Origin of the sequence: Bradyrhizobium erythrophlei (assembly GCF_042430365.1) — a bacterium.
Classification (GTDB): domain Bacteria; phylum Pseudomonadota; class Alphaproteobacteria; order Rhizobiales; family Xanthobacteraceae; genus Bradyrhizobium; species Bradyrhizobium erythrophlei.
This window is the reverse complement of sequence record NZ_JBHMET010000053.1, coordinates 1-18,960: the sequence shown is the minus strand read 5'-3', so window position 1 is coordinate 18,960 and position 18,960 is coordinate 1. Positions and strand designations below refer to the sequence as shown.

Here is an 18,960-nt window from a genome sequence, read left to right as displayed (position 1 = left end):
AAAAGCGATCCGTGCTTGTTGATTCGGTCAATCCATATAGCCAGGCTGATGCGAAACTAGATGGATTGGTATCATCCAACCGGAGGGTGCACAGATGTCGGTCGCAACGGTCATGGTCGATGTCGACCCCGCCCAGCAGGCTGAAGGGCAGGTGCGGATTGCTCGAGATGTGGCCAATAGGTTTGACGCCGCGATCATCAGTGTCTCGGCGTTCGCGATCGAGCCGCCGATCGTCGCGGAAGGAGTGATCATTCAGGCAACGACGCCGGACGATCTGAAGCGCTTGAAAGGGGCCCTCGCGGCGAAGGAAGGCTGGTTCCGGAGCGTCGTTGGCTTGCCAAAGGAAAAGGTTGAGTGGCGGTGGGCCGTTGAGTATCCCACAACCTTCCTTGCCGATGAGGCGAGAGCTGCCGACCTGATCGTGATGAAGCGTACATCGGACCGTGATGATGCGTATCATTTCGTCGATCCGGCCGAGGCGATCTTGCGGATGGGACGCCCAACGATCCTTGTGCCTGAGCACGCCTCGGAGTTGAAAGCGGATCGTATCGTCGTTGGTTGGAAAGACACTCGGCAGGCGCGTACGGCTGTTCTTCACGCGCTGCCGTTTCTTACCCGAGCTTCCGAGGTGACGATCATTGAACGTTGCCCATCCGATGAACAGGATCGTGCTCGAAGACGTGTCCGTGACATCGCGAATTACCTATCGAAACATGGTGCCAGATGTGAGACTGACGTTCGCGTGTACACGTCCGAAACCGACGCCGACCATCTATTGCGGCTCGCGAAGGCCATCGACGTCGATCTGATCGTAACGGGTGCCTACGGTCACAGTCGGTTGGGTGAATGGATGTTCGGCGGCATGACGCGCGGGCTGTTGAGAGAGGCGGCGTGTTGTCTCCTTATGTCGCATTGATCGCGTCCGTTCCGCTCAAATGGGGCGCTGACGTTTCGGCCTGGCGTAGAAGGCGCTGGGAATTTGTGGCTGCGCTGGCATTCGCTGTGGCATTTGCGACGGTTGCGCAAAGCGAAGAAGCCAGAATTGATGCAGGGGCTAGCAGCATTCAAACGCTTAGGCCGCTCGTCAAGCGGGTCATTCAAACCGTTGTAAGCGTGAGTGCCACGATACAAACATCGTATTTCTATCCTCCGGATGGCCCAGGCTCCGGCTTTCCTGACGGCCCACTGCCGATAACGCGGACCATCTGTGGCGCCGGGGTCATGATCGACGCCGAACTTGGCCTGATCGTCACAAGCAATCACCTCGTGAAGGGCGCAGAAACGACGTCGGTGCTGCTATTCGACGGGCGCCGCTTTGACGCGGGCACCAGGGTGGTCGACGAGGACAACGATCTGGCAATCCTCAAGATAGAGGGCATCTGGATTGATCGCGAGCCCGATCGGTGAACCGAATGGAGTGGAAGCAGGCGATTTTGTCTTGGCGGTTGGTGATCCGTTAGGACTCGATCATAGTGCGACGTTTGGAATGATCAGTGCGCTTCACCGTTCCTGGCCCGGCATACAAGGTCATGATCTCATTCAGACTGATGTCTTGCTCGATCGGGGCAGTTCCGGGGGACCTCTGTTCAACCTTCGCGGTGAAATCGTTGGCATCAACACCGCACGGGCCGGCGAGGCCATGAACGAACGCAGCTTTGGGTTTGCAGTCTCGGCAGCTGCCATCCAGGCGATCTTGATCAGGGCGCTCAAGACAAATTATTGAGGGACGCCGCCACCGAAACTCATATGAGAGCCGGTCGAGGACTTGCTAGCCCCATCAGGCTCCGGGAAAGGCAGCGTGGTCCGTGGCCTGAAGCCGCGCTTAGCACGGCTCCACCGCAATCGAACGTGGACGGCCTCAGCCCCACACGGTGATGTCGTTCGGAGCAGATGGCCACAGGCCATTCATGCGTTTCTTCGGCGACCACGTGACCGACCAACTGCTTGTGCGGGACGAGGTGCCAGGCTGAGGGGCGGACCGTGAGAGAAGGCGTTTCCGGCCTGATCTAAGTCAATTAATGGGCGACCAGGACCGTCAGAATTGCGGTCGATCTGGATAGAGGAGGTCGCCGATGATGGGACATTGGATGTATGGATACGGTCTCGGCCATGGTCTTTGGCTTGTTATCGTCGCCGCTGTGGTTCTCTACCCGACTGGACGAATTCTTAGCCGCATGGGTTTCTCGCCTGTGTGGTCCATCCTTGTATTCATCCCGCTGTTCAACCTGATCGGGCTTTGGATAGTCGCGTTTGCCGACTGGCCAGCGAATGCTGGCCGGCAATCGCTGCTCAATTCTGACAGAAACGGGATATCGCGGTCGTGACCGGCAAAGGCGCACAGGTGAAACGGAGCGCGACGATACCGCCACCGTTGAGCGAGCGCGATCTCCGGATTGATCTCTTTCGAGGTCTTTCGCTGTGGTGGATCTTTGTTGATCATATCCCCGAAAGTCATCTGAACCAGTTCACACCGAAGAACTTCGGTTTTAGTGACGCTGCCGAAATACTTGTATTCCTGTCGGGGCTCGCATCCGGTATCGTGTATGGCGATATTGCGCGACAGTCCGGCGTGGCACTCGCATGTCTACGCATCTTCCGCCGCGCCGTTGAAATCTATATCGCGCAAATTGTAACGCTAGTACTGTTGTTGGCCGAAGTATCTTACTTCGCGGCGCGTCAGGCCAGCATGTTGGACCACGCCAATCTAGCCATCCTGCTAGAAAAGCCCGCCGATACGCTATCTCAGGCAATCCTATTGAGGTACTCGCCAGTCAATCTCGACCCTTTGCTGCTAATGGTCGTACTTCACTTTGCGTTACTGATTATCTTGCCCGTGGTGATGCGCGCGTGGCCGCTGGCGTTGATCGGATCAGCGGCACTCTACGTTTTTGCTCACATGTTTGATTGGTACCTGCCCGCTTACCCAACGGGGCAAATCTATTTCAATCCGTTGAACTGGCAACTGCTATTTGTGATCGGCATCTGGTGGGGAGCAAACCGTGGCAGCTGGCAACGTGCTCTTCACGACTCCAAGGGTCTCACTGTTTTGGCCGTGATCTACCTGATGTTTTCGTTCCTGATCACCTTGGGCTGGCAATTTCATTCTATGGAAGCTTACGTCCCGGCTTGGCTCTCACGCCTGATTTATCCGGTCGACAAGAGCAATCTCGATATTCTGCGGTTGGCGCACTTTGCCGCCCTCGCGCTTCTGTGTTGGCGTGTCCTCCCGAGCAATTCCGCCATCTTGAGAGTGCAGGCATTGCGCCCGGTGGTGCAATGCGGCGAATACTCACTTGTGATTTATTGCGCTGGCGTTCTGCTGTCCTTCGCCGCCCATGCGCTTCTGACTTTTGGTTGGAATGGTCTTGCTTCACAGACATTGGTCAGTCTGGCCGGTCTCGCCGCCATGAGTACTATTGCAGCTTTCGTCGGGGCAATAGATCGGACCGCGCTGGCTCATCCCCGGCCCTTGTGAGCGTCCCCAACATCAAGCGCCCTCGATCGGCGGCCGGACGGGACCGTCGTGATTGCTCGACCAGCGCGATCACATGTCTGATTGGGGTAGCCCGGACGCCCGTAAATGTTCACTTAGTCTCACGTGGTGGTGGTCAGGCTACTCGCGGTGAGCAGAGCGCACAACCGTACAGAACGGCGAAGCCGAGGAAGGCGAATGTCCAGCCGATACCTGCGGCCGCCAGCAAGACTTGCAGGTGCTCAGGCGCTGCCGACGCGCAGATCCGCATCACGGCCGCCGCAATGACCGCCGCATAAAGGCATTGCGTGCCAACCGAAGCCGTCAACGCGCGCCCGGTGTGTCCGAGTGTCGCGCGTGTCATAACGGCGATAGTCATCGAACCGATCGCGCCGCCGGTCCAGGCATGGATACCGGCGCTCGGCGGAAGCACATCGTAGGCCGCCAAGCCCGCGAGAAGATAGCCGACCGGTATGAACGCATAGGCGAGATGAAGGATGAACACCAGGCGATCGGGCACGGTCCGATAGCCAGCCCAGCGTGCGAGGCGAATCACGTGAAGCCAGCCCGCAGCAATCAGCGCCATGCCGGTTGCCTTTGCCGCAGGAGCGACGATCCAGGCCATTAGCACAACGACGCTGGCCGTCATTACGACGGCGTCGAAGCGACCGAATGGCGCGGGCAGGCGGCCAGGGCGCTGCCGCGCAAGCCAGTTCCGGGTGAAGCTTGGAAGGATCCGTCCACCGATCAGGGCTACGAGAGAGATGATCAGCGCGACCACAAAGCGGGTCGAATATTCGGCAAGAACACCGACATGCGCTTCGATGTGAAACGTGATATTGCTGGCGCCAAACAGGGCTACTATAGCCACCACCGGTACGTTGCCCCACTTTCTGCCGCATATGATCTCGCGAGCAGCTGCCGCCGCGAGCAGTGTAAGGAACGCTGCATCGATGGCGCACGCGATCGCCCATCCGATCCATGCTGACGTCCAGACAGCGACGCGTCCAGCGAGCCAGCTTGAGACCAGTACGGCGAGCGGGATGCCCTGCAGGGGTAGGCGTCCGGTCCAGTTTGGAATGGCCGTCAGCAGGAAGCCGCCCACGATAGCCGCGACGTAACCGAACAGCATTTCGTGAACGTGCCAATCGCGCGGTACCAACGCGGTGGGAAGCTGTAACTCGCCCTCGAACACGCCCAACCAAACTGGAATCGTCGTGCCGGCCTAGATCGAACCAAGCAGAAAGAACGGCCGGAAGCCATAGGAGAGTATCGCAGGCCCTTGATACGAGCGAAGTCGTGGTATCGCCATAAGGCCTCCCGATTCACTTTCAAGTATAGCGGGCGATCGCGGAACCAGATTTGAGCTAGCGCAATGTTTCCGCCGAACCTCCGTGACTTTATCAACAGGCGCCGCTGTAATGAGAGGAAGATGCCGCCAATTGATCGTTCGGTCGTGGCCAATCTCCCGTCGTTCGCCGGGCTTGCTCCTGGCGAACTCGACGAGATTCTGCGTGAGGCCCGCTCTATCAGATATCCGAAAGGCGCGGCCGTGTTCGCTCAGGGAGCCGACGCCGATTCATTCTTTGCCCTGCTGCACGGTCACCTACGCGTCGTGAAGACGACGCCACGGGGACAGCAGATCGTGGTCCGCTACGTTTCGCCCGGCGAGATCTTCGGCGTAGCAAAAGCCCTCGGGCTGAAAGCATATCCGGCAACGGCGATCGCCGCGGTCGAGAGTGTCGCCCTGTGCTGGCGGTCGGTGGCGTGGCCCAGGTTGACGGAAAAGTTCCCAAGCCTGACAGCGAATGCGCTACGGACGGTTGGTCAGCGGTTGCAGGAGACCCAAGCCCGCGTCTTCGAAATGTCCAGTGAACAGATAGAACAGCGCATCGCTCACGTCCTTCTGCGACTTGCCAAACAGGCGGGACGCAAAACCCAGGCCGGCATAGAGATTGAATTTCCAGTCAGTCGTCAGAATATCGCCGAGATGGTCGGCTCGACGCTGCATACCGTCAGCCGGATCCTCAGCGCGTGGGAGCAGCAGGATCTGATCGAGGGTGGACGCCAGCGGATCGTACTGCGCAACCCTCATAAGCTGCTCGTCCTTGCAGAACGGCACGCTCGCTCCACCGTCTCCAGTGGTTGATAGACCTTTTCCTGCCATCAACACCCAACGTAGGAACGCGCAAGCTCGACGCCGCCCTCGCCGCAAAACCCAACCGGCCATGAGCACTCAACCGTGCCAACTTACGGGAATGCGTTGCCGCTCCGCAGACCCAGCTTCTTGAAGACAAGCGCGGCCGGGCAGAATCCGGTGAACGAGGCCTGGATCATGTTTAGTCCAGCAAAGGCTGTCAGTAAAAACCAGTAGGGGCTGACCCAATAGCCCAGCGCGAGACCGAGCAGGACGACAAATCCTGCGAACGTGAGAACCGCTTTGTCGATGTTCATGGCATGCTCCTTTGCCGGAGTTGAAATCGTCAGGATCCGGCGAGCCCGGCCCGGGCCCAGGCAACGATGTTCCAGGTGTCCGTCGCGCCCGAACGCCGCGAAATCTCGCGGCCGCCGCGCATCAAGAGCAGGGTGGGGATGCCGGTGATGCGGAGGCGTGACGAAGTGCTCGGCGCCGCGTCGGAGTTGAACTTCAATAGGCGAACATCCGGCTCAAGTTCTTTCGCAGCGCGTTCGAACATCGGCGCCATCGCGCGGCACGGGCCGCACCATGGTGCCCAGACGTCGACGAGCAGGGGAATGTCGCTGTGCGCGACATGACGGTCAAAACCTTGCTCGTCGACCTCAATGGGGCGTCCACTAAAGAGCTGCTGGTGACAAGAGCCGCACCTGGCGCCGCTCGCCAGCCGGCCGGCCGGCAGGCGGTTGATCTGCCCGCAATTGCCACAGACGACCTGGCGTTCTTCGATCATGTTCCGGTCCTTGTTTCCTTGATTTTCGCTATGTTGAGCTTGTCGAGCACGAAGCGTTCATAGGACGGTTCACTATCGCCGCGTCTGATCTTACGCAAAAAATATTTCTCGAAGGCCACCTTGGCGTAGTGCACCCATTCGCCTTTCGAGGACCAGTTGACGTTCCGCGGCGGAATCTGCGGCTGCGCCAGGAAGGCGACGCCGGAATCGCCGAAATCGGCGAGGCAGACGGCGTTCCAGGTGGGCTCCGCCGATGCAGGGCGGCCGCGCAGCAGCGAGCCGATGTTCTGCGCGGTTGCTGTCACCATCGATTCGATCATGAAGCCGGTCTTCGGCACGCCGACCGGAACAGGGGTGGCTCCGACCGGGGCGATCGCCACGCAGACGCCGACCGCAAGCACATTCGGAAATGCAGAATTACGCTGGTGCTTATCGACGATGATGAAGCCGCGGGGATTGGCGAGCTTCTCGATGCCACGAACGGCCCCGACGCCGCGGAAGGCCGGCAACATCATCGAATAGGCGAACGGCAATTCGTGCGTCTTGCGGACCGAGCCGTCCTCATTGAGCTCCTCAACCGACATCTTGGCTTGCTCGATGCCTTTGACGCGGGCGTTAGTGATCCATTTGACATGCTTTTCGCGCATCTCGCTCTCGAGCAAGCCCTTGGTGTCGCCGACACCGTCAAGCCCAAGGTGGCCGATATAGGGTTCAGAGGTGACGAAGGTCATTGGGACGCGATCGCGCAGCTTGCGGCGGCGCAGCTCGGTCTCCAGGATGAACAGGAATTCGTAGGCCGGGCCGAAGCAGGAGGCGCCCTGGACAGCCCCGACCACCACCGGCCCGGGGTTGGCTGCGAGCTTGTCGAAGGCTTCCTTGGCGTGGGTCGCGTGATCGACGTGACAGACCGACTGCGTGAAGCCCTGGGGTCCGAGACCGGGGATTTCGTCGAATGCGAGCTCGGAGCCGGTCGCGATCACGAGATAGTCGTAGTTGATCGAGCTTCCGTCGCTGAGCTCGATCTCGTTTTCGGAGGGGTGCACGCGCTGTGCGCCCTGCGTGAGCAGGCGGATTCCCTTGCGTTTCATGATGTCGATGAGATCGATTTCGATGTCGCTTTGCTTGCGCCAGCCGACCGCCACCCAGGGGTTTGAGGGGACGAAGTGATAGACCGCGCCTTGCGAAACGACGGTCAGGTGATCGTCCTTTCTTAGTTGGGGCAATAGTTCGTAGGCCATCAGTGTTCCGCTTAGGCCCGCTCCGATAACAACAACTTCCGCCATGAGATACTCCGTTACCGTGTAGCCGCGCCGGTTGGTTTCCGGCCTGTCGTTTTCACCTTGACTATATATGCGATAATTCGTATATACGCAAGTATGAAAATAGATAGTGAAGTTATGGAGCGGGCAGCCGACCATGCGAGCGAGTTGCTGAAGGCGCTCGCGAACCGTCATCGGCTCTTGATCATCTGTCAGCTGATCGACGGCGAGCGCTCAGTTGGTGAACTCGCCGAGTTCCTGAACCTGCGCGACTCGACCGTGTCGCAACATCTTGCGCTCCTTCGCAAGGACGGGCTGGTGTCCGCGCGGCGCGATGCACAGACGATCTACTACTCCATCGCGAGCGAGCCGGCACGCGAGGTCCTGAAGACGCTCTACCAGGTCTTTTGCGCGCCTCCGAAGACGGGCGTGCCGAAACGCAAACTATGAGCGCGCGCGCGATGGTGTGTTGAGCGAGATCAATGTTCGTCGCGACAATTGCAGTGAGATGGCACGGGAGGGCCATGATGCGGCGTTGTGATTCCCTATTGAATGATGGAGCCGGCCAATGCTGGCATTGAGAGTATTAGCTGTTGTGGCAGCCCTGGTGTTGCCTGCCGCTCAGGCGAGGGCGGAAACACTGACCATCGTCCAGCGTTCGATCGCCGACGAAAAGGCCATCTTTGCCACCGTCGAGAGCATCAGTGTCGTGCCTGCGCGCAGCCGTATCGGCGGCACGGTCGCGCAGCTTCATGTCAAGGAGGGCGACGCGGTCACGCGCGGCCAGGCGATCGTGGTCGTCGGGGACGAGAAGCTCGCCCTTCAGATGAAATCGCTCGATGCGCAGATCCAGGCCCTGCAGGCGCAGGCGGATCAGGCGCAGGTCGATTTTAACCGGACTCAGGGGCTGGTCGAACGCGGCACGCTTCCTCGCGTGAAGCTTGACGAGACGCGTACGGCTCTCAACGTCGCGCAAAACAGCTTGCGGGCCAGGATCGCCGAACGCGCCGTCGTCCAGCAGCAGCTCAATGAGGGGCAGGTGCTGGCTCCGCAGGATGGACGCGTCTTGAAAAGGCTCGTGGCCGTAGGGTCCGTGATGTTGCCCGGAGACCCCGCCGTGACCATCGCCCAACAGGATTTCAAGCTGCGCCTGAGGATTCCGGAACGCCACGCTCACTTTTTAAAGGCGGGTGACAGGATCCGGATCGAAGGCGCCGAGTCAGGCGAAGAGGCGGCCAAATGGGGCGTCATCGATCTCGTCTATCCGCAGATCGAGGAAGGTCGCGTTATTGCCGATGCCAAGGTCGAAGGGCTTGGCGAGTATTTTGTCGGCGACCGTCTGCGGGTTTGGATCGCGGGCGACGCGCGGCCGGCCTTCGTGATCCCATCGAGCTATGTGACGACGCGCTTTGGCATCGACTACGTACAGCTTCGCCAGGGCAACCACGCCGTCACCGTGCCGGTGCAGCGCGGACGCGATCTGCCGACTACCGACCTTCCAGACGGCCTTGAAATCCTCTCCGGCATTCGCGCCGGCGATCAATTGGTGCGGCCGTGAATCTGGGGCTGTCCGGGCGGCTCACCAAGGCGACGATTGCATCGCCTTTGACGCCCTTGTTCCTGCTCGCCTCGTTGATCGTCGGCCTGATTGCGTTGACCGTCATCCCGCGCGAGGAAGAGCCTCAGATCAGTGTTCCCATGGTCGATATCCGCGTCAACGCCGACGGCTTGCGCGGACCCGACGGGGTCGAGCTCGTCACCAAGCCGCTGGAGGCGATCGTCAAGGGCATCGACGGGGTAGAGCACGTCTACAGCCAGACCGAAGACGATCGCGTGATGGTGACCGCGCGCTTCCTGGTAGGCACCAAATTCGAGGACGCGATCCTGCGCGTGCACGAGAAGATTCGCGCCAATCTCGACCGCATCCCGGTCGGCATTTCTGAGCCGCTGATCGTCGGCAGAGGCATCAACGACGTGGCTGTAACCGTGTTGACGCTGTCGCCGAAGCCGGAAGCCGCCGAACGCTGGTCGGACAAGGATCTGTTTGAACTTGCCAACAAACTGCGCGCCGAACTGGTGAAGGTCGATAGTATCGGGCTAACCTACATTTCTGGCGGCAGCGCCCAGCAGATCAGGGTCGAGCCGGATCCGGAGAAGCTGTCGCTCTATGGCGTGACGCTTCAGCAGCTAGTGGGCAAGGTGAAGGATGCCAACCGCTCGTTCCTGGCGGGGCAGGTGCGCGATTCCGGGATCACTCGCAGTGTCTCGGCTGGCCAGACCCTGGCGGGTATTCCCGATATCGGCTTGCTCCTGATCTCCACGCGTGACAGCCGGCCGGTCTATGTCAAGGACGTGGCCTCCGTGGTCATCGGGCCGAACACCATCGAGCACCGGGTCTGGAGCGACGCGCGTGACGACAAGGGTAACTGGCATCGCGTTCCTGCGGTCAGCCTTGCCCTTGCGAAGCGCGGTGGGGCCAACGCAGTGGTCGTCTCGCATGACATTGCACAAAGGCTCCAAGGGCTGAAGGCGCGCCTCATTCCTGATGATGTCGACGTGACGGTGACGCGCGACTATGGCGCGACCGCCAACGAGAAGGCCAACGAGCTGCTGTTTCATCTTGGCCTTGCGACGATCTCGATCGTCGGATTGATTGCCCTTGCGATCGGCTGGCGCGAGGCCGTGGTCACCTTGGTGGTAATCCCAACGACGATCCTGCTGACGCTGTTTGCAGCCAACCTGATGGGCTACACGATCAACCGCGTTAGTCTGTTTGCGCTGATCTTCTCGATCGGCATCCTGGTCGACGACGCGATCGTCGTGGTAGAGAACGTTGCGCGCCACTGGGCGATGCGCGATGGTCGACCGCGCCTGCAGGCGACCATCGAGGCAGTCGCGGAGGTCGGTAATCCCACCATCGTTGCCACGCTGACAGTGGTCGCGGCGCTTCTGCCGATGCTGTTCGTCTCGGGCCTTATGGGACCCTACATGGCGCCGATCCCGGCGAATGCGTCGGCGGCCATGCTGTTCTCGTTCTTTGTCGCGGTCGTGGTGGCGCCCTGGCTGATGCTCCGCTTGGCGCCGAAGGATGGTGCGGCGGCCGGAGCTCACGCGAGCTTCAACGAAGGCCTGCTTGGCCGCACCTACCGCAAAATTGCCACCCGGATCGTTGCAAACAAACGTTCGGCCTGGATCTTCCTGCTCGGCGTCGGCGTCGCGACGCTGGCCTCGATGACGCTGTTCGCGACCAAATCCGTAACGGTCAAATTACTGCCCTTCGACAACAAGTCAGAGATCGCGGTCGTGGTCGATTTGCCGGAGGGGGCGAGCCTGGAAGATACCGAGCGCACGCTGTTTGCCGCGGCGGACATCTCGCGCCAATTGCCTGAGATCACGTCGGTGCAGACCTATTCCGGGACGCCGGCGCCATTCAATTTCAACGGCCTCGTTCGGCACTATTACCTGCGCGAGAGGCCTGAACTCGGGGAACTGCAGGTGAACCTTGCTGGGCGAGGCGACCGCAAACGCGCAAGCCATGAGATCGCGCTGGATCTCAGGCAGCGGCTCAAGGCCGTGAACGTGGCGGCTGGGACCAGCATCAAGGTTGTCGAAGTGCCGCCCGGACCGCCTGTGCTGGCGACGCTTCTGGCCGAGGTCTACGGGCCCGATGCGGCGACGCGGCGGGCTGTCACTCATGAATTGAAAAAGATACTTGCGGAGGTGCCGTTCATCGTCGACATCGACGATTCAATCGGAGAGAGGCGGCCGCGGCTGCGGCTGTCGATCGATCAGGACAGGCTCGAATTCTTCGGCGTCGAGCAGCGCGACGTCTACGACACGATCCAGGCGCTGTTCCGCGGCGTATCTATCGGCTACTCCCATCGCGGCGAGGACCGCAACCCGATCGAGATCGCAGTGAGATTGCCCAAGCGCGGTCTGGTCTGGGATGAGGCGCTGGCGTCGACGCCGGTGCCCGCCAACACGCTGCCGGGCAGCAAGACCGTGGTGGAACTCGGTCAGGTCGTCAAAGCAACAGTCGAGCAGGGTTCGCCGACGATCTTCCGGCGCGACGGGCGGTTCGCCGACATGGTGATGGCGGAGCTTGCCGGCCGCTTTGAGGCACCGCTTTACGGGATGATCGAGGTCGCAAATCGCGTCGACGTCCACGATTGGGGCGCGCTGCCAAAGCCCGTCATCAGCCTGCACGGGCAGCCGACGGACGAGTCCCATCCGACGCTGCTGTGGGACGGCGAGTGGGAAATCACCTGGGTCACCTTCCGTGACATGGGTGCCGCGTTCGGTGCGGCGATCCTCGGCATCTATGTACTGGTAGTGGCGCAATTCCGCAGCTTCAAGCTGCCGTTCGTCATCCTCACGCCGATTCCGCTGACCCTGATCGGAATTTTGATCGGCCACTGGCTGCTGGGTGCACCATTCACCGCGACCTCGATGATCGGATTCATCGCGCTCGCCGGCATCATCGTGCGCAACTCGATTCTTCTGGTCGACTTCATCCGTCACAGCAGTGGTGAAGGCAAGTCGCTGAGGGATGTCGTGCTCGAAGCCGGCGCCGTGCGCTTCAAACCAATCCTGCTCACCGCACTCGCCGCGATGATCGGGGCTGCGACTATTCTGCTCGATCCGATCTTCCAGGGGCTCGCGATCTCGCTTCTGTTCGGGCTCGCCTCGTCGACGCTGCTCACCGTTCTCGTGATCCCCGCAATCTACATCGCGCTGCGTACGCCTTCGCGCGCTGCGCCCGATCCACTCAAACCCAACTAGAGGGATCCGTCATGGACAAGAACTATTCCGATGTTTGCAGGCAGATCTCCGGCAATCTTAAAGAGCTGCGCAGTGGCATCCCCGACACCATGCAGGCGTTCTCGGCGCTGGCTCAGGCCGCGACCCGCGACGGCGCGCTGGACAAGAAGACCAAGGAGCTGATTGCGCTTGCGCTTGGTGTTGCCGCACGCTGCGACGGTTGTATCGGCTTCCATTCCGAGGCGTTGGTCAGGCTTGGAGCGACGCGTCAGGAAGTCGAGGAAACCCTCGGCATGGCGGTCTACATGGGCGGCGGTCCGTCGTTGATGTATGCGGCGGAAGCGATAGGAGCATTCGAACAATTCCAGCAGAAAATGACTGTTGCCGCCTGAGCGTTCCCAGCGAAACAGCTTGACAGCACACATTCGATCCACCCTTTGAAGCAGCCGCTGCCAAGATCGAGGCTGAGACAATCGACTCGCGGCTAATGCGTTGGCGCGGCCGCCGCATCCAAATCTGGATGAAGGGCTACCGGAGTTTCGCTTTCCGACAAGGCCGCAGGTGAATTCGACGCGAGCTTGCGCAGTGCCGTTTCGATCGATGGTGGCTTCCGCTCCGTTATGCTCGCCATCCTCGAGCCCTTCGATCTGTGGCGCGACGAAATAACCAAGTGGACGTCGCCAATCGGGACGAAGCGCTGCCCAAGCAGAGAGTTTTCGGGGGCCTCTACCAAATGATCGCGCTCACGTGCTGAGCAAGGCCGGGCCCTTGAGCGTGACTAGTTTGACTCAAATCAATGTAATGCGACGTAGGTGCCTGCATCCTTTCTCACAAAATCAAAAATTACCCGGTGTCAGCCCGAGGAGACAGCTCATGAATGATCTGATCCTTTTTGCTCACCCGACGCTCGGCGTTCTAGGTATCATGGCATCTGTCTGGGTGCTGGTCGAAGCACTGAATGCGAGTGAAGCGAACCAGCAGCGTGTCCAGATGGCAGCCGGGACCGCTGCCTTCTGCATCATCCTGGCTTACGTGGTGGGTGGCTACTGGTATGTCAACTTCTACGCTCCGGAGAAGGCCGCTATCCTAAAAGGCCCGTGGCCGTTTGCCCACAACTTCTTCATGGAGACGAAGGAGCACGTGTTCTTTGGCCTCCTGGTCCTCGCCATCCTGCTGCCGATCGCGGCTCGTCAGAAGCTCGCAGAGAGCTGGTCGGCAAAAGCCATGACCATCGCAGTTGCGGTCCTGGTGATCGGCAATTCATTGGCTATGGAAGGGGCGGGTGCGGTCATCAATCACGGCGCCAAGCTGGCTTTCCAGCAAGCCGGCCTGAAATGAGGAGAGAGACATGACGACAACCGAGAGTGGCCGGTTACATATCCGTCGCGCCGAGACGACGCTTAGCCGGACCGCGGCCGGATTCAGTATTGCAGCAGCGGTTACCTTGGTGATCAATGCAATCCTGACCATTGTGAAGGATGCATGGGAACCCTTGCACGATTTCATGCAGAAGCTCATGGGCCACCACTGGACGACACATGGCGCCGTGATCTTGGCGGTGTTCTTTGTGCTTGGATGGAGCCTTTCCAAGAACGATACGATCGCCAGGCTCAGCGACGCAACACTGATCGGGCCCGTAGCCGCGGGAGCATTGATCAACGGCGCCGCAATCGCGCTATGGTTCATGCTCTTTTGATTGCCGTGAAATCGACTTGCCTCGCGGCCGCAGACGCTGGGCGGCAATCGGCGCCTGGCCGTGCGAGATCTCTTCGGTGCATTCGGCTATCGCCGCCATGATTGGGACCAGTCCCAATCGCCAGCGTCCAAAACCCAAGATTCAAACCTTGGCGTGATGTACGCGCTTGCGGCGGCTGGCGAGGCGGATAGGGGCCACAACCGGACCTCGCAAGAGGTGCCGACGCAGTACGAGAGTGCGCAAGCTATGCCGGGAATTGTACGATTAAGAAGGCGAGAGGAACGCCGTTGCGCGGTGTAGGAGTTTCATTAGAGCCCTGAATTGGCTGCTTGATCTTTCCAGATCGCCGCCGAAACTTGATGGAACCGTCGCGCGGCGGCCGACCCACTCGGCCCCGCCGGAAGGAGCTGCATGGGCCCGTCGGAGGCACTCTTCATCGCCCAAGTTGTGGTGCTGCTCTTGGTCGGTCGCCTTCTTGGCGAAGCTATGCAGCGAATCGGCCAGCCCGCTGTGATGGGACAGTTGCTCGCTGGCGTTTTGCTTGGACCATCGGTGTTCGGGGCTGTTTGGCCGGAAGCACAGCAGGCCCTCTTCCCCGCGGGACGCGAGCAGAATGCGATGCTCGAGGCGGTCTCCGATCTCGGAATACTCATGCTCTTGCTGCTGACCGGCATGGAAACCGATCTCAAGCTGGTCAGAAAGGCGAGGGGCGCCGCTATCAGTGTATCGGCGGCAGGGATCGCCCTGCCTTTTGCGCTCGGCGTAACGCTGGGCCAGTTTCTTCCCGATTCCATGCTGCCGCGCCCCGACCAGCGGCTGATCACCTCGTTGTTTCTGGGGACCGCTCTCTCAGTCGCCTCAGTCAAGATAGTGGCCACGGTCGTGCGCGAGATGAAATTCATACGCCGCAAGGTGGGGATGACGCTGCTCGCCTCCGCTATTATCGACGACACGGTCGGATGGACCATCATCGCAGTCACATCCAGCCTCGCGTTGCATGGGAAGCTCAATGCGACGATTCTCATTCAAAGTGTGCTTGGGACCGGACTTTTTCTGGTGGTCAGCTTCACGCTCGGCCGGCGCCTTGTGTTCGGCTTGATCCGCTGGACCAACGACACGTTCGTCAGCGAAGTGCCCGTTGTCACTGCGATCCTCATCGTGATGGGGGTAATGGCATTAATGACGCATTTGATAGGCGTCCACACCGTGCTCGGTGCATTCGTTGCCGGTATTCTGGTCGGTGAATCGCCGATTTTGACTCGCCATATCGACGAGCAGTTGCGTGGGCTCGTCGTGGCTCTCTTCATGCCGGTGTTCTTTGCGATAGCCGGGCTTAATGCGGACGTGTCGATCCTTGCAGACCCGAGACTCCTTTCCCTTACCTGCGGGTTCATAGTGGTCGCTAGCGCCGGAAAGTTCAGCGGAGCCTTTGTTGGCGGCAAGCTTGGCGGATTGAGCGGGCGGGAATCGATGGCGCTGGCCTGCGGCATGAACGCGCGTGGATCGACCGAAGTGATCGTCGCCTCCATCGGCTTATCCCTCGGCGTGATCAACCAGGATCTTTTCACGATGATCGTGACGACGGCGATTGTGACCACCCTTTTGATGCCCCCCACGCTCCGCTGGGCGTTGTCAAGGCTGCCGCTGCATGAGGAGGAGCGATCCAGGCTCGAACGCGAAGCTTTTGAGGCGAAGGGATTTCTCAGTAAGGTGGAGCGTCTACTCGTGGCGGCCGATGATAGCCCGAACGGCAAACTTGCACTGAGCTTGGCCGGTCTGATTGCGCAATCGCGAGAGATTACGACTACGCTCCTTCATCTCGGGCAAGGAAGTGCGGAAGCCGCCTTGAGGGCGGCGAGCGCTAATCCATCAGCGCGCGCGAATGGAGCGAAAAGGAGAATTGCCCATGTGATGGTCCGTAGCGATCCCTTCGCGACGGAGGCGGCTGTGGGCAGAGAAATTCAGAAGGGCTACGGCCTACTCGTCGTTGGCATTGCGAAGACCGAGGCGTCGCACGGTGGATTTGATGAAGAGATCGCCCGCATCGCCGCAAAGTATGAAGGGCCGTTCGCTGTGGCCGTCGCGCGGGGAGCGAATGTAGACCCAGCTCGCGACGGTGGCCTGAACGTTCTAGTGCCGGTAAGGGGGAACAAGGTCTCGCGCAGGGCCGCTGAAGTGGCGCTTGCGATCGCCAAGACCAGCAAGAGTCCAATGACCGCGCTTTATGTCCTCGGCACGGTCGGACTGGGTGCGGCCCATCGCCGCCGTCGACGTCCTACGACAACCCACCACTATGAAGAAGCAGTGCTTAAGGATATTGTGGAGCTGGCCGATCGCGAAGGTCAGTCCATCCGCACGGCATTGCGTCTCGACGTTTCTCCCGAGGATGCGATCGTCCGGCAGGCGCATCTCGGTCACTATAACTTGATAGTGCTAGGGGTAGGTCGTCCCGCCGGTGAAACGCTTTTTTTCGGCAAGGTGGCAGCGGCAATTCTTGAGAATTCCGATTGTTCAATCCTGTTTGTATCGAGCTGAGACTGGTTCAGCGCCAGCGCAATGCCATGCACTAGAAGAAGTGGATTGCGCGAGCTTTCAGCTCGACCTTTGCCTTGCTCCGGGCAAGCCGCAAGACGACGGTCGTGTGTGGCTTGGCGGGTGCGCCCGCGGGCTGACAAGTCTATGCGTCTTATTGCAGCAGCGGCATTCTACTTCTTGATTGTGTTTGGCGTTGGAGTCGTGGTCCGGCCAGCGCGCGTTTTTTGGCTGGAGCCACGGCTCGGGGAGACCATAGCCACTCTTTGCGAGGCACCGTTTCTTCTGTGTGCAATGTTGCTGGCCGCTCGATGGCTTCCGAGAGCTTTGGGCTTGAGACCAAGCATCGCATCGCTGGCGGTAATGGGAGTTGGTGTGTTCGTTCTGCAGCGATTGGCCGACTTCGCTGTCGGTGCCGCTCTTTGTGGAATTGCACGGGCTCAGCAACTCACCCGCCTCTTGGCACCGGCGGGTTTGATTTATGTGGCTTTGCTGCTCGCATTCGCTGCAATGCCCGTTTTGGCAGTTGGCCTAGAAAGCAGCCCGCCGATGCGCGGTCGATGCAGAGCGCGCTGCAGGTAGTTAAGGTTATCCACACGCTGGGCTGGACCTTCTTCGCAAGCTGCATTCTTGCGAGTCCAGTACTTGCATGGCGCGGCCAGTTCGGCAGCGTTGTAGTTCGAACGATACTTGTGTCTATCGAGATAGCCGCTTTTAATCGCAAACGAATGGCGCTGTCCGCTCACGAAGGTGGCGTCCCGCTACACTGATGATCTCTCCGACAACTTCGATATTTGTCTGCCGCTTTGCCTTGCACGCAACAACAAGCTGATCTTCGGCTGGCTGTTCGCCGTCGTTCTGGTATTCGCGCTTGCGCGTTGGCTCGAGTCGAGTTCATTCAGGATGTAGGAAGCACCCCTCGCAGGCAGCATCTGAAAAATCGGAAGAACCACGGAGGGTTCTAAACTCGGCTCGCGAAAGGTCGTGTCCGTCTTTGACGACGAGAATCTCTCCCTCGGCAAGTGGCCGCCACGGCTCTGCAGTCAAAGGCACGCTTGCAAGCAGCGTGATCTCCTGATCCTGCCGGCCGGGTTCGATCGCAACGCCTGCGTCCGGCAAGGCGTCGATGTCCGCCGCGCAGCGGCGGTGCAGCTGCCACAGGCCGGGCGGTGCGATCAGGCCATCGGCCTGGATTCGCCGATGCCCGTGTGCAAACAGGGTGCGGCCGTCAGAATAGATGAAATTGGCCGGCCCGAGTTGGCGCATGTCGGAAGCGAATTGTTCGACGATGGCAAGTCTTTCGTCGAGCGGTGGCTCCGCTCCGTCACGCCACAATTCCGAAAGACGCTCGAGCAGGATGCAATACGCGATTTCCGAGTCCGTATCACCAATTGGTCGAAACCGATCCCACTCGCCGCCGTGTCGGATTTCGATGTCGTCCAGGCGGCCGTTGTGGGCAAACACGTGCACCCGACCGCCCAATTCGCGCGCGAACGGCTGGGTGTTTGCGAGCGAAATTCGGCCACGTGTGGCGTGCCGAATGTGTGAAAGAATCAAAGTGCTCGCGATGTGGCGTCGCTCTATGAAGCCCAGCCACGTGCTATCACCGGCGGGCTCCGGCTCCCGATATAGGCGCACGTCGTGATCGTCATAATAGGCGAGACCCCAGCCATCGATATTGCGCCCGTTTCGGCCACCGCGTCGGGCAAACGCTTCAAGCGAAAAATTGACGACGGTTGCCTGCCGGCTTGATAGGCAAAACAGCTCACACATTTCGGGTCCACGAATCCCTGTCGGCAACGGCTCCCGGCCGTCTTGGACATGGTGGTGCACCACAGGCCACGCTACTTGATCTGGATCAATAGAAGTGATCGATCGGGGTCGCGAAGAGGACAAAGCGATAACATCCGCGAGTTTGCTCTGCGACAAAGAACGCCAGTCAGCCTTTGACTACGTAATTCTACGGAGGAAAAGTGGGATCTGACGGAGCCAAAGCCATGCAAAACTTCATCCGGCGGGAGAACATCGCGCTCTTCAAGAAACGGCTGGCGGAGTCCCGAGTAACGGCGCAGGAGCGGGCGGTCTTGTTGAGGCTGCTGGCCGAGGAAGAGCTGAAAGGGCGCGTCCGCGACCTGCGATCGCCGCATGATATGGAACCGCCTCATTCATTCGTGCACGTCGCTGAAATTCAACGCATCTCGAGCTACGAACAGCGCCATAATTGAAGCCGACATTCGCATGGGGGCATATTGATCTAGCAGTCTGCTGAAAAACCCAGAAATTGAAGCATTGCTGTGTGTTTGGGCAGGTGGT

General features: G+C 59.9%; 18 protein-coding genes and 1 pseudogene. 14 read left to right on the top strand and 5 right to left on the bottom strand.

Going from position 1 to position 18,960, the window contains the following annotated elements; all coding sequences use genetic code 11:
* The first annotated feature begins 94 nt into the window (after nt 1-94).
* The 5 genes from ACFFWD_RS08890 to ACFFWD_RS08870 all read left to right on the top strand — a co-directional run bounded on the left by ACFFWD_RS08890 (nt 95) and on the right by ACFFWD_RS08870 (nt 3,475).
* The gene (locus ACFFWD_RS08890) at nt 95-916 is read left to right on the top strand and encodes a universal stress protein (protein ID WP_376963782.1); all 822 of its coding nucleotides are present in this window, start codon (nt 95-97) and stop codon (nt 914-916) included.
* Nucleotides 892-1,407 (top strand): trypsin-like peptidase domain-containing protein, encoded by a 516-nt coding sequence (locus ACFFWD_RS08885; RefSeq protein WP_376963779.1) that lies wholly within the window; start codon nt 892-894, stop codon nt 1,405-1,407. Before ACFFWD_RS08890 ends, ACFFWD_RS08885 begins: the two co-directional genes overlap by 25 nt.
* A 10-nt stretch (nt 1,408-1,417) precedes the next feature.
* The gene (locus tag ACFFWD_RS08880) at nt 1,418-1,723 is read left to right on the top strand and encodes a S1C family serine protease (protein WP_376963843.1); all 306 of its coding nucleotides are present in this window, start codon (nt 1,418-1,420) and stop codon (nt 1,721-1,723) included.
* A gap of 349 nt (nt 1,724-2,072) precedes the next feature.
* Complete coding sequence (locus ACFFWD_RS08875; RefSeq protein ID WP_376963776.1) at nt 2,073-2,324, top strand: hypothetical protein; 252 nt, start codon at nt 2,073-2,075, stop codon at nt 2,322-2,324.
* The gene (locus ACFFWD_RS08870) at nt 2,321-3,475 is read left to right on the top strand and encodes an OpgC domain-containing protein (RefSeq protein WP_376963773.1); all 1,155 of its coding nucleotides are present in this window, start codon (nt 2,321-2,323) and stop codon (nt 3,473-3,475) included. Before ACFFWD_RS08875 ends, ACFFWD_RS08870 begins: the two co-directional genes overlap by 4 nt.
* A 133-nt stretch (nt 3,476-3,608) precedes the next feature.
* Here the strand turns inward: ACFFWD_RS08870 and ACFFWD_RS08865 are convergent.
* A pseudogene (locus tag ACFFWD_RS08865) lies at nt 3,609-4,784 on the bottom strand (NnrS family protein).
* A 120-nt stretch (nt 4,785-4,904) separates the two neighbouring features.
* On the opposite strand from ACFFWD_RS08865, the gene ACFFWD_RS08860 reads away from it, so the two are divergent.
* Nucleotides 4,905-5,621 (top strand): Crp/Fnr family transcriptional regulator, encoded by a 717-nt coding sequence (locus ACFFWD_RS08860; RefSeq protein WP_376963771.1) that lies wholly within the window; start codon nt 4,905-4,907, stop codon nt 5,619-5,621.
* 101 nt (nt 5,622-5,722) lie between these two features.
* Here ACFFWD_RS08860 and ACFFWD_RS08855 read toward each other — a convergent pair whose 3' ends face one another.
* From ACFFWD_RS08855 to ACFFWD_RS08845, 3 genes are read right to left on the bottom strand one after another with little or no spacing between them, the layout of a single operon-like run.
* Nucleotides 5,723-5,926, bottom strand: coding sequence for a YgaP family membrane protein (locus tag ACFFWD_RS08855; RefSeq protein WP_376963768.1), 204 nt, complete (start codon nt 5,924-5,926; stop codon nt 5,723-5,725).
* A gap of 29 nt (nt 5,927-5,955) precedes the next feature.
* Nucleotides 5,956-6,399 carry a thioredoxin TrxC gene (gene trxC, locus ACFFWD_RS08850; RefSeq protein ID WP_376963765.1) on the bottom strand — a complete coding sequence of 148 codons (444 nt, stop codon included), beginning with the start codon at nt 6,397-6,399 and terminating at the stop codon, nt 5,956-5,958.
* Nucleotides 6,396-7,682 (bottom strand): NAD(P)/FAD-dependent oxidoreductase, encoded by a 1,287-nt coding sequence (locus ACFFWD_RS08845; protein ID WP_376963762.1) that lies wholly within the window; start codon nt 7,680-7,682, stop codon nt 6,396-6,398. The genes trxC and ACFFWD_RS08845 overlap by 4 nt, the downstream gene beginning before the upstream one ends.
* 114 nt (nt 7,683-7,796) lie before the next feature.
* Here ACFFWD_RS08845 and ACFFWD_RS08840 point away from each other — a divergent pair, with 114 nt between their 5' ends.
* From ACFFWD_RS08840 to ACFFWD_RS08810, 7 genes are all read left to right on the top strand, one after another.
* Nucleotides 7,797-8,108, top strand: coding sequence for an ArsR/SmtB family transcription factor (locus tag ACFFWD_RS08840; RefSeq protein ID WP_376963759.1), 312 nt, complete (start codon nt 7,797-7,799; stop codon nt 8,106-8,108).
* A gap of 118 nt (nt 8,109-8,226) precedes the next feature.
* Nucleotides 8,227-9,216, top strand: a complete 990-nt coding sequence (locus ACFFWD_RS08835; protein ID WP_376963756.1) for an efflux RND transporter periplasmic adaptor subunit — start codon at nt 8,227-8,229, stop codon at nt 9,214-9,216.
* Nucleotides 9,213-12,440 (top strand): efflux RND transporter permease subunit, encoded by a 3,228-nt coding sequence (locus ACFFWD_RS08830; protein WP_376963753.1) that lies wholly within the window; start codon nt 9,213-9,215, stop codon nt 12,438-12,440. Before ACFFWD_RS08835 ends, ACFFWD_RS08830 begins: the two co-directional genes overlap by 4 nt.
* Before the next feature lie 11 nt (nt 12,441-12,451).
* Nucleotides 12,452-12,811, top strand: a complete 360-nt coding sequence (locus ACFFWD_RS08825) for a carboxymuconolactone decarboxylase family protein (RefSeq protein ID WP_376963750.1) — start codon at nt 12,452-12,454, stop codon at nt 12,809-12,811.
* Nucleotides 12,812-13,292: 481 nt separating this feature from the next.
* Nucleotides 13,293-13,757 carry a hypothetical protein gene (locus tag ACFFWD_RS08820; RefSeq protein ID WP_376963747.1) on the top strand — a complete coding sequence of 155 codons (465 nt, stop codon included), beginning with the start codon at nt 13,293-13,295 and terminating at the stop codon, nt 13,755-13,757.
* A 10-nt stretch (nt 13,758-13,767) separates the two neighbouring features.
* Nucleotides 13,768-14,115 (top strand): hypothetical protein, encoded by a 348-nt coding sequence (locus ACFFWD_RS08815; RefSeq protein WP_376963744.1) that lies wholly within the window; start codon nt 13,768-13,770, stop codon nt 14,113-14,115.
* Nucleotides 14,116-14,526: 411 nt separating this feature from the next.
* Nucleotides 14,527-16,650, top strand: coding sequence for a cation:proton antiporter domain-containing protein (locus ACFFWD_RS08810; RefSeq protein WP_376963741.1), 2,124 nt, complete (start codon nt 14,527-14,529; stop codon nt 16,648-16,650).
* Nucleotides 16,651-17,541: 891 nt separating this feature from the next.
* Here ACFFWD_RS08810 and ACFFWD_RS08805 read toward each other — a convergent pair.
* Entirely contained in the window at nt 17,542-18,420 is an 879-nt protein-coding gene (locus ACFFWD_RS08805) for a class II glutamine amidotransferase (RefSeq protein ID WP_376963739.1), read from the bottom strand.
* Nucleotides 18,421-18,644: 224 nt separating this feature from the next.
* On the opposite strand from ACFFWD_RS08805, the gene ACFFWD_RS08800 reads away from it, so the two are divergent.
* Entirely contained in the window at nt 18,645-18,872 is a 228-nt protein-coding gene (locus tag ACFFWD_RS08800) for a hypothetical protein (protein WP_376963736.1), read from the top strand.
* The last annotated feature ends 88 nt before the right edge of the window (nt 18,873-18,960 follow it).

Coding starts and splice junctions, on each gene's coding strand:
- ACFFWD_RS08875 (WP_376963776.1), top strand. CDS start 2,073: ATGATGGGACATTGGATGTATGGATACGGTCTCGGCCATGGTCTTTGG.
- ACFFWD_RS08845 (WP_376963762.1), bottom strand. CDS start 7,682: ATGGCGGAAGTTGTTGTTATCGGAGCGGGCCTAAGCGGAACACTGATG.
- ACFFWD_RS08840 (WP_376963759.1), top strand. CDS start 7,797: ATGGAGCGGGCAGCCGACCATGCGAGCGAGTTGCTGAAGGCGCTCGCG.
- trxC (WP_376963765.1), bottom strand. CDS start 6,399: ATGATCGAAGAACGCCAGGTCGTCTGTGGCAATTGCGGGCAGATCAAC.
- ACFFWD_RS08805 (WP_376963739.1), bottom strand. CDS start 18,420: ATGTGTGAGCTGTTTTGCCTATCAAGCCGGCAGGCAACCGTCGTCAAT.
- ACFFWD_RS08855 (WP_376963768.1), bottom strand. CDS start 5,926: ATGAACATCGACAAAGCGGTTCTCACGTTCGCAGGATTTGTCGTCCTG.
- ACFFWD_RS08890 (WP_376963782.1), top strand. CDS start 95: ATGTCGGTCGCAACGGTCATGGTCGATGTCGACCCCGCCCAGCAGGCT.
- ACFFWD_RS08810 (WP_376963741.1), top strand. CDS start 14,527: ATGGGCCCGTCGGAGGCACTCTTCATCGCCCAAGTTGTGGTGCTGCTC.
- ACFFWD_RS08815 (WP_376963744.1), top strand. CDS start 13,768: ATGACGACAACCGAGAGTGGCCGGTTACATATCCGTCGCGCCGAGACG.
- ACFFWD_RS08825 (WP_376963750.1), top strand. CDS start 12,452: ATGGACAAGAACTATTCCGATGTTTGCAGGCAGATCTCCGGCAATCTT.
- ACFFWD_RS08860 (WP_376963771.1), top strand. CDS start 4,905: ATGCCGCCAATTGATCGTTCGGTCGTGGCCAATCTCCCGTCGTTCGCC.
- ACFFWD_RS08800 (WP_376963736.1), top strand. CDS start 18,645: ATGCAAAACTTCATCCGGCGGGAGAACATCGCGCTCTTCAAGAAACGG.
- ACFFWD_RS08820 (WP_376963747.1), top strand. CDS start 13,293: ATGAATGATCTGATCCTTTTTGCTCACCCGACGCTCGGCGTTCTAGGT.
- ACFFWD_RS08835 (WP_376963756.1), top strand. CDS start 8,227: ATGCTGGCATTGAGAGTATTAGCTGTTGTGGCAGCCCTGGTGTTGCCT.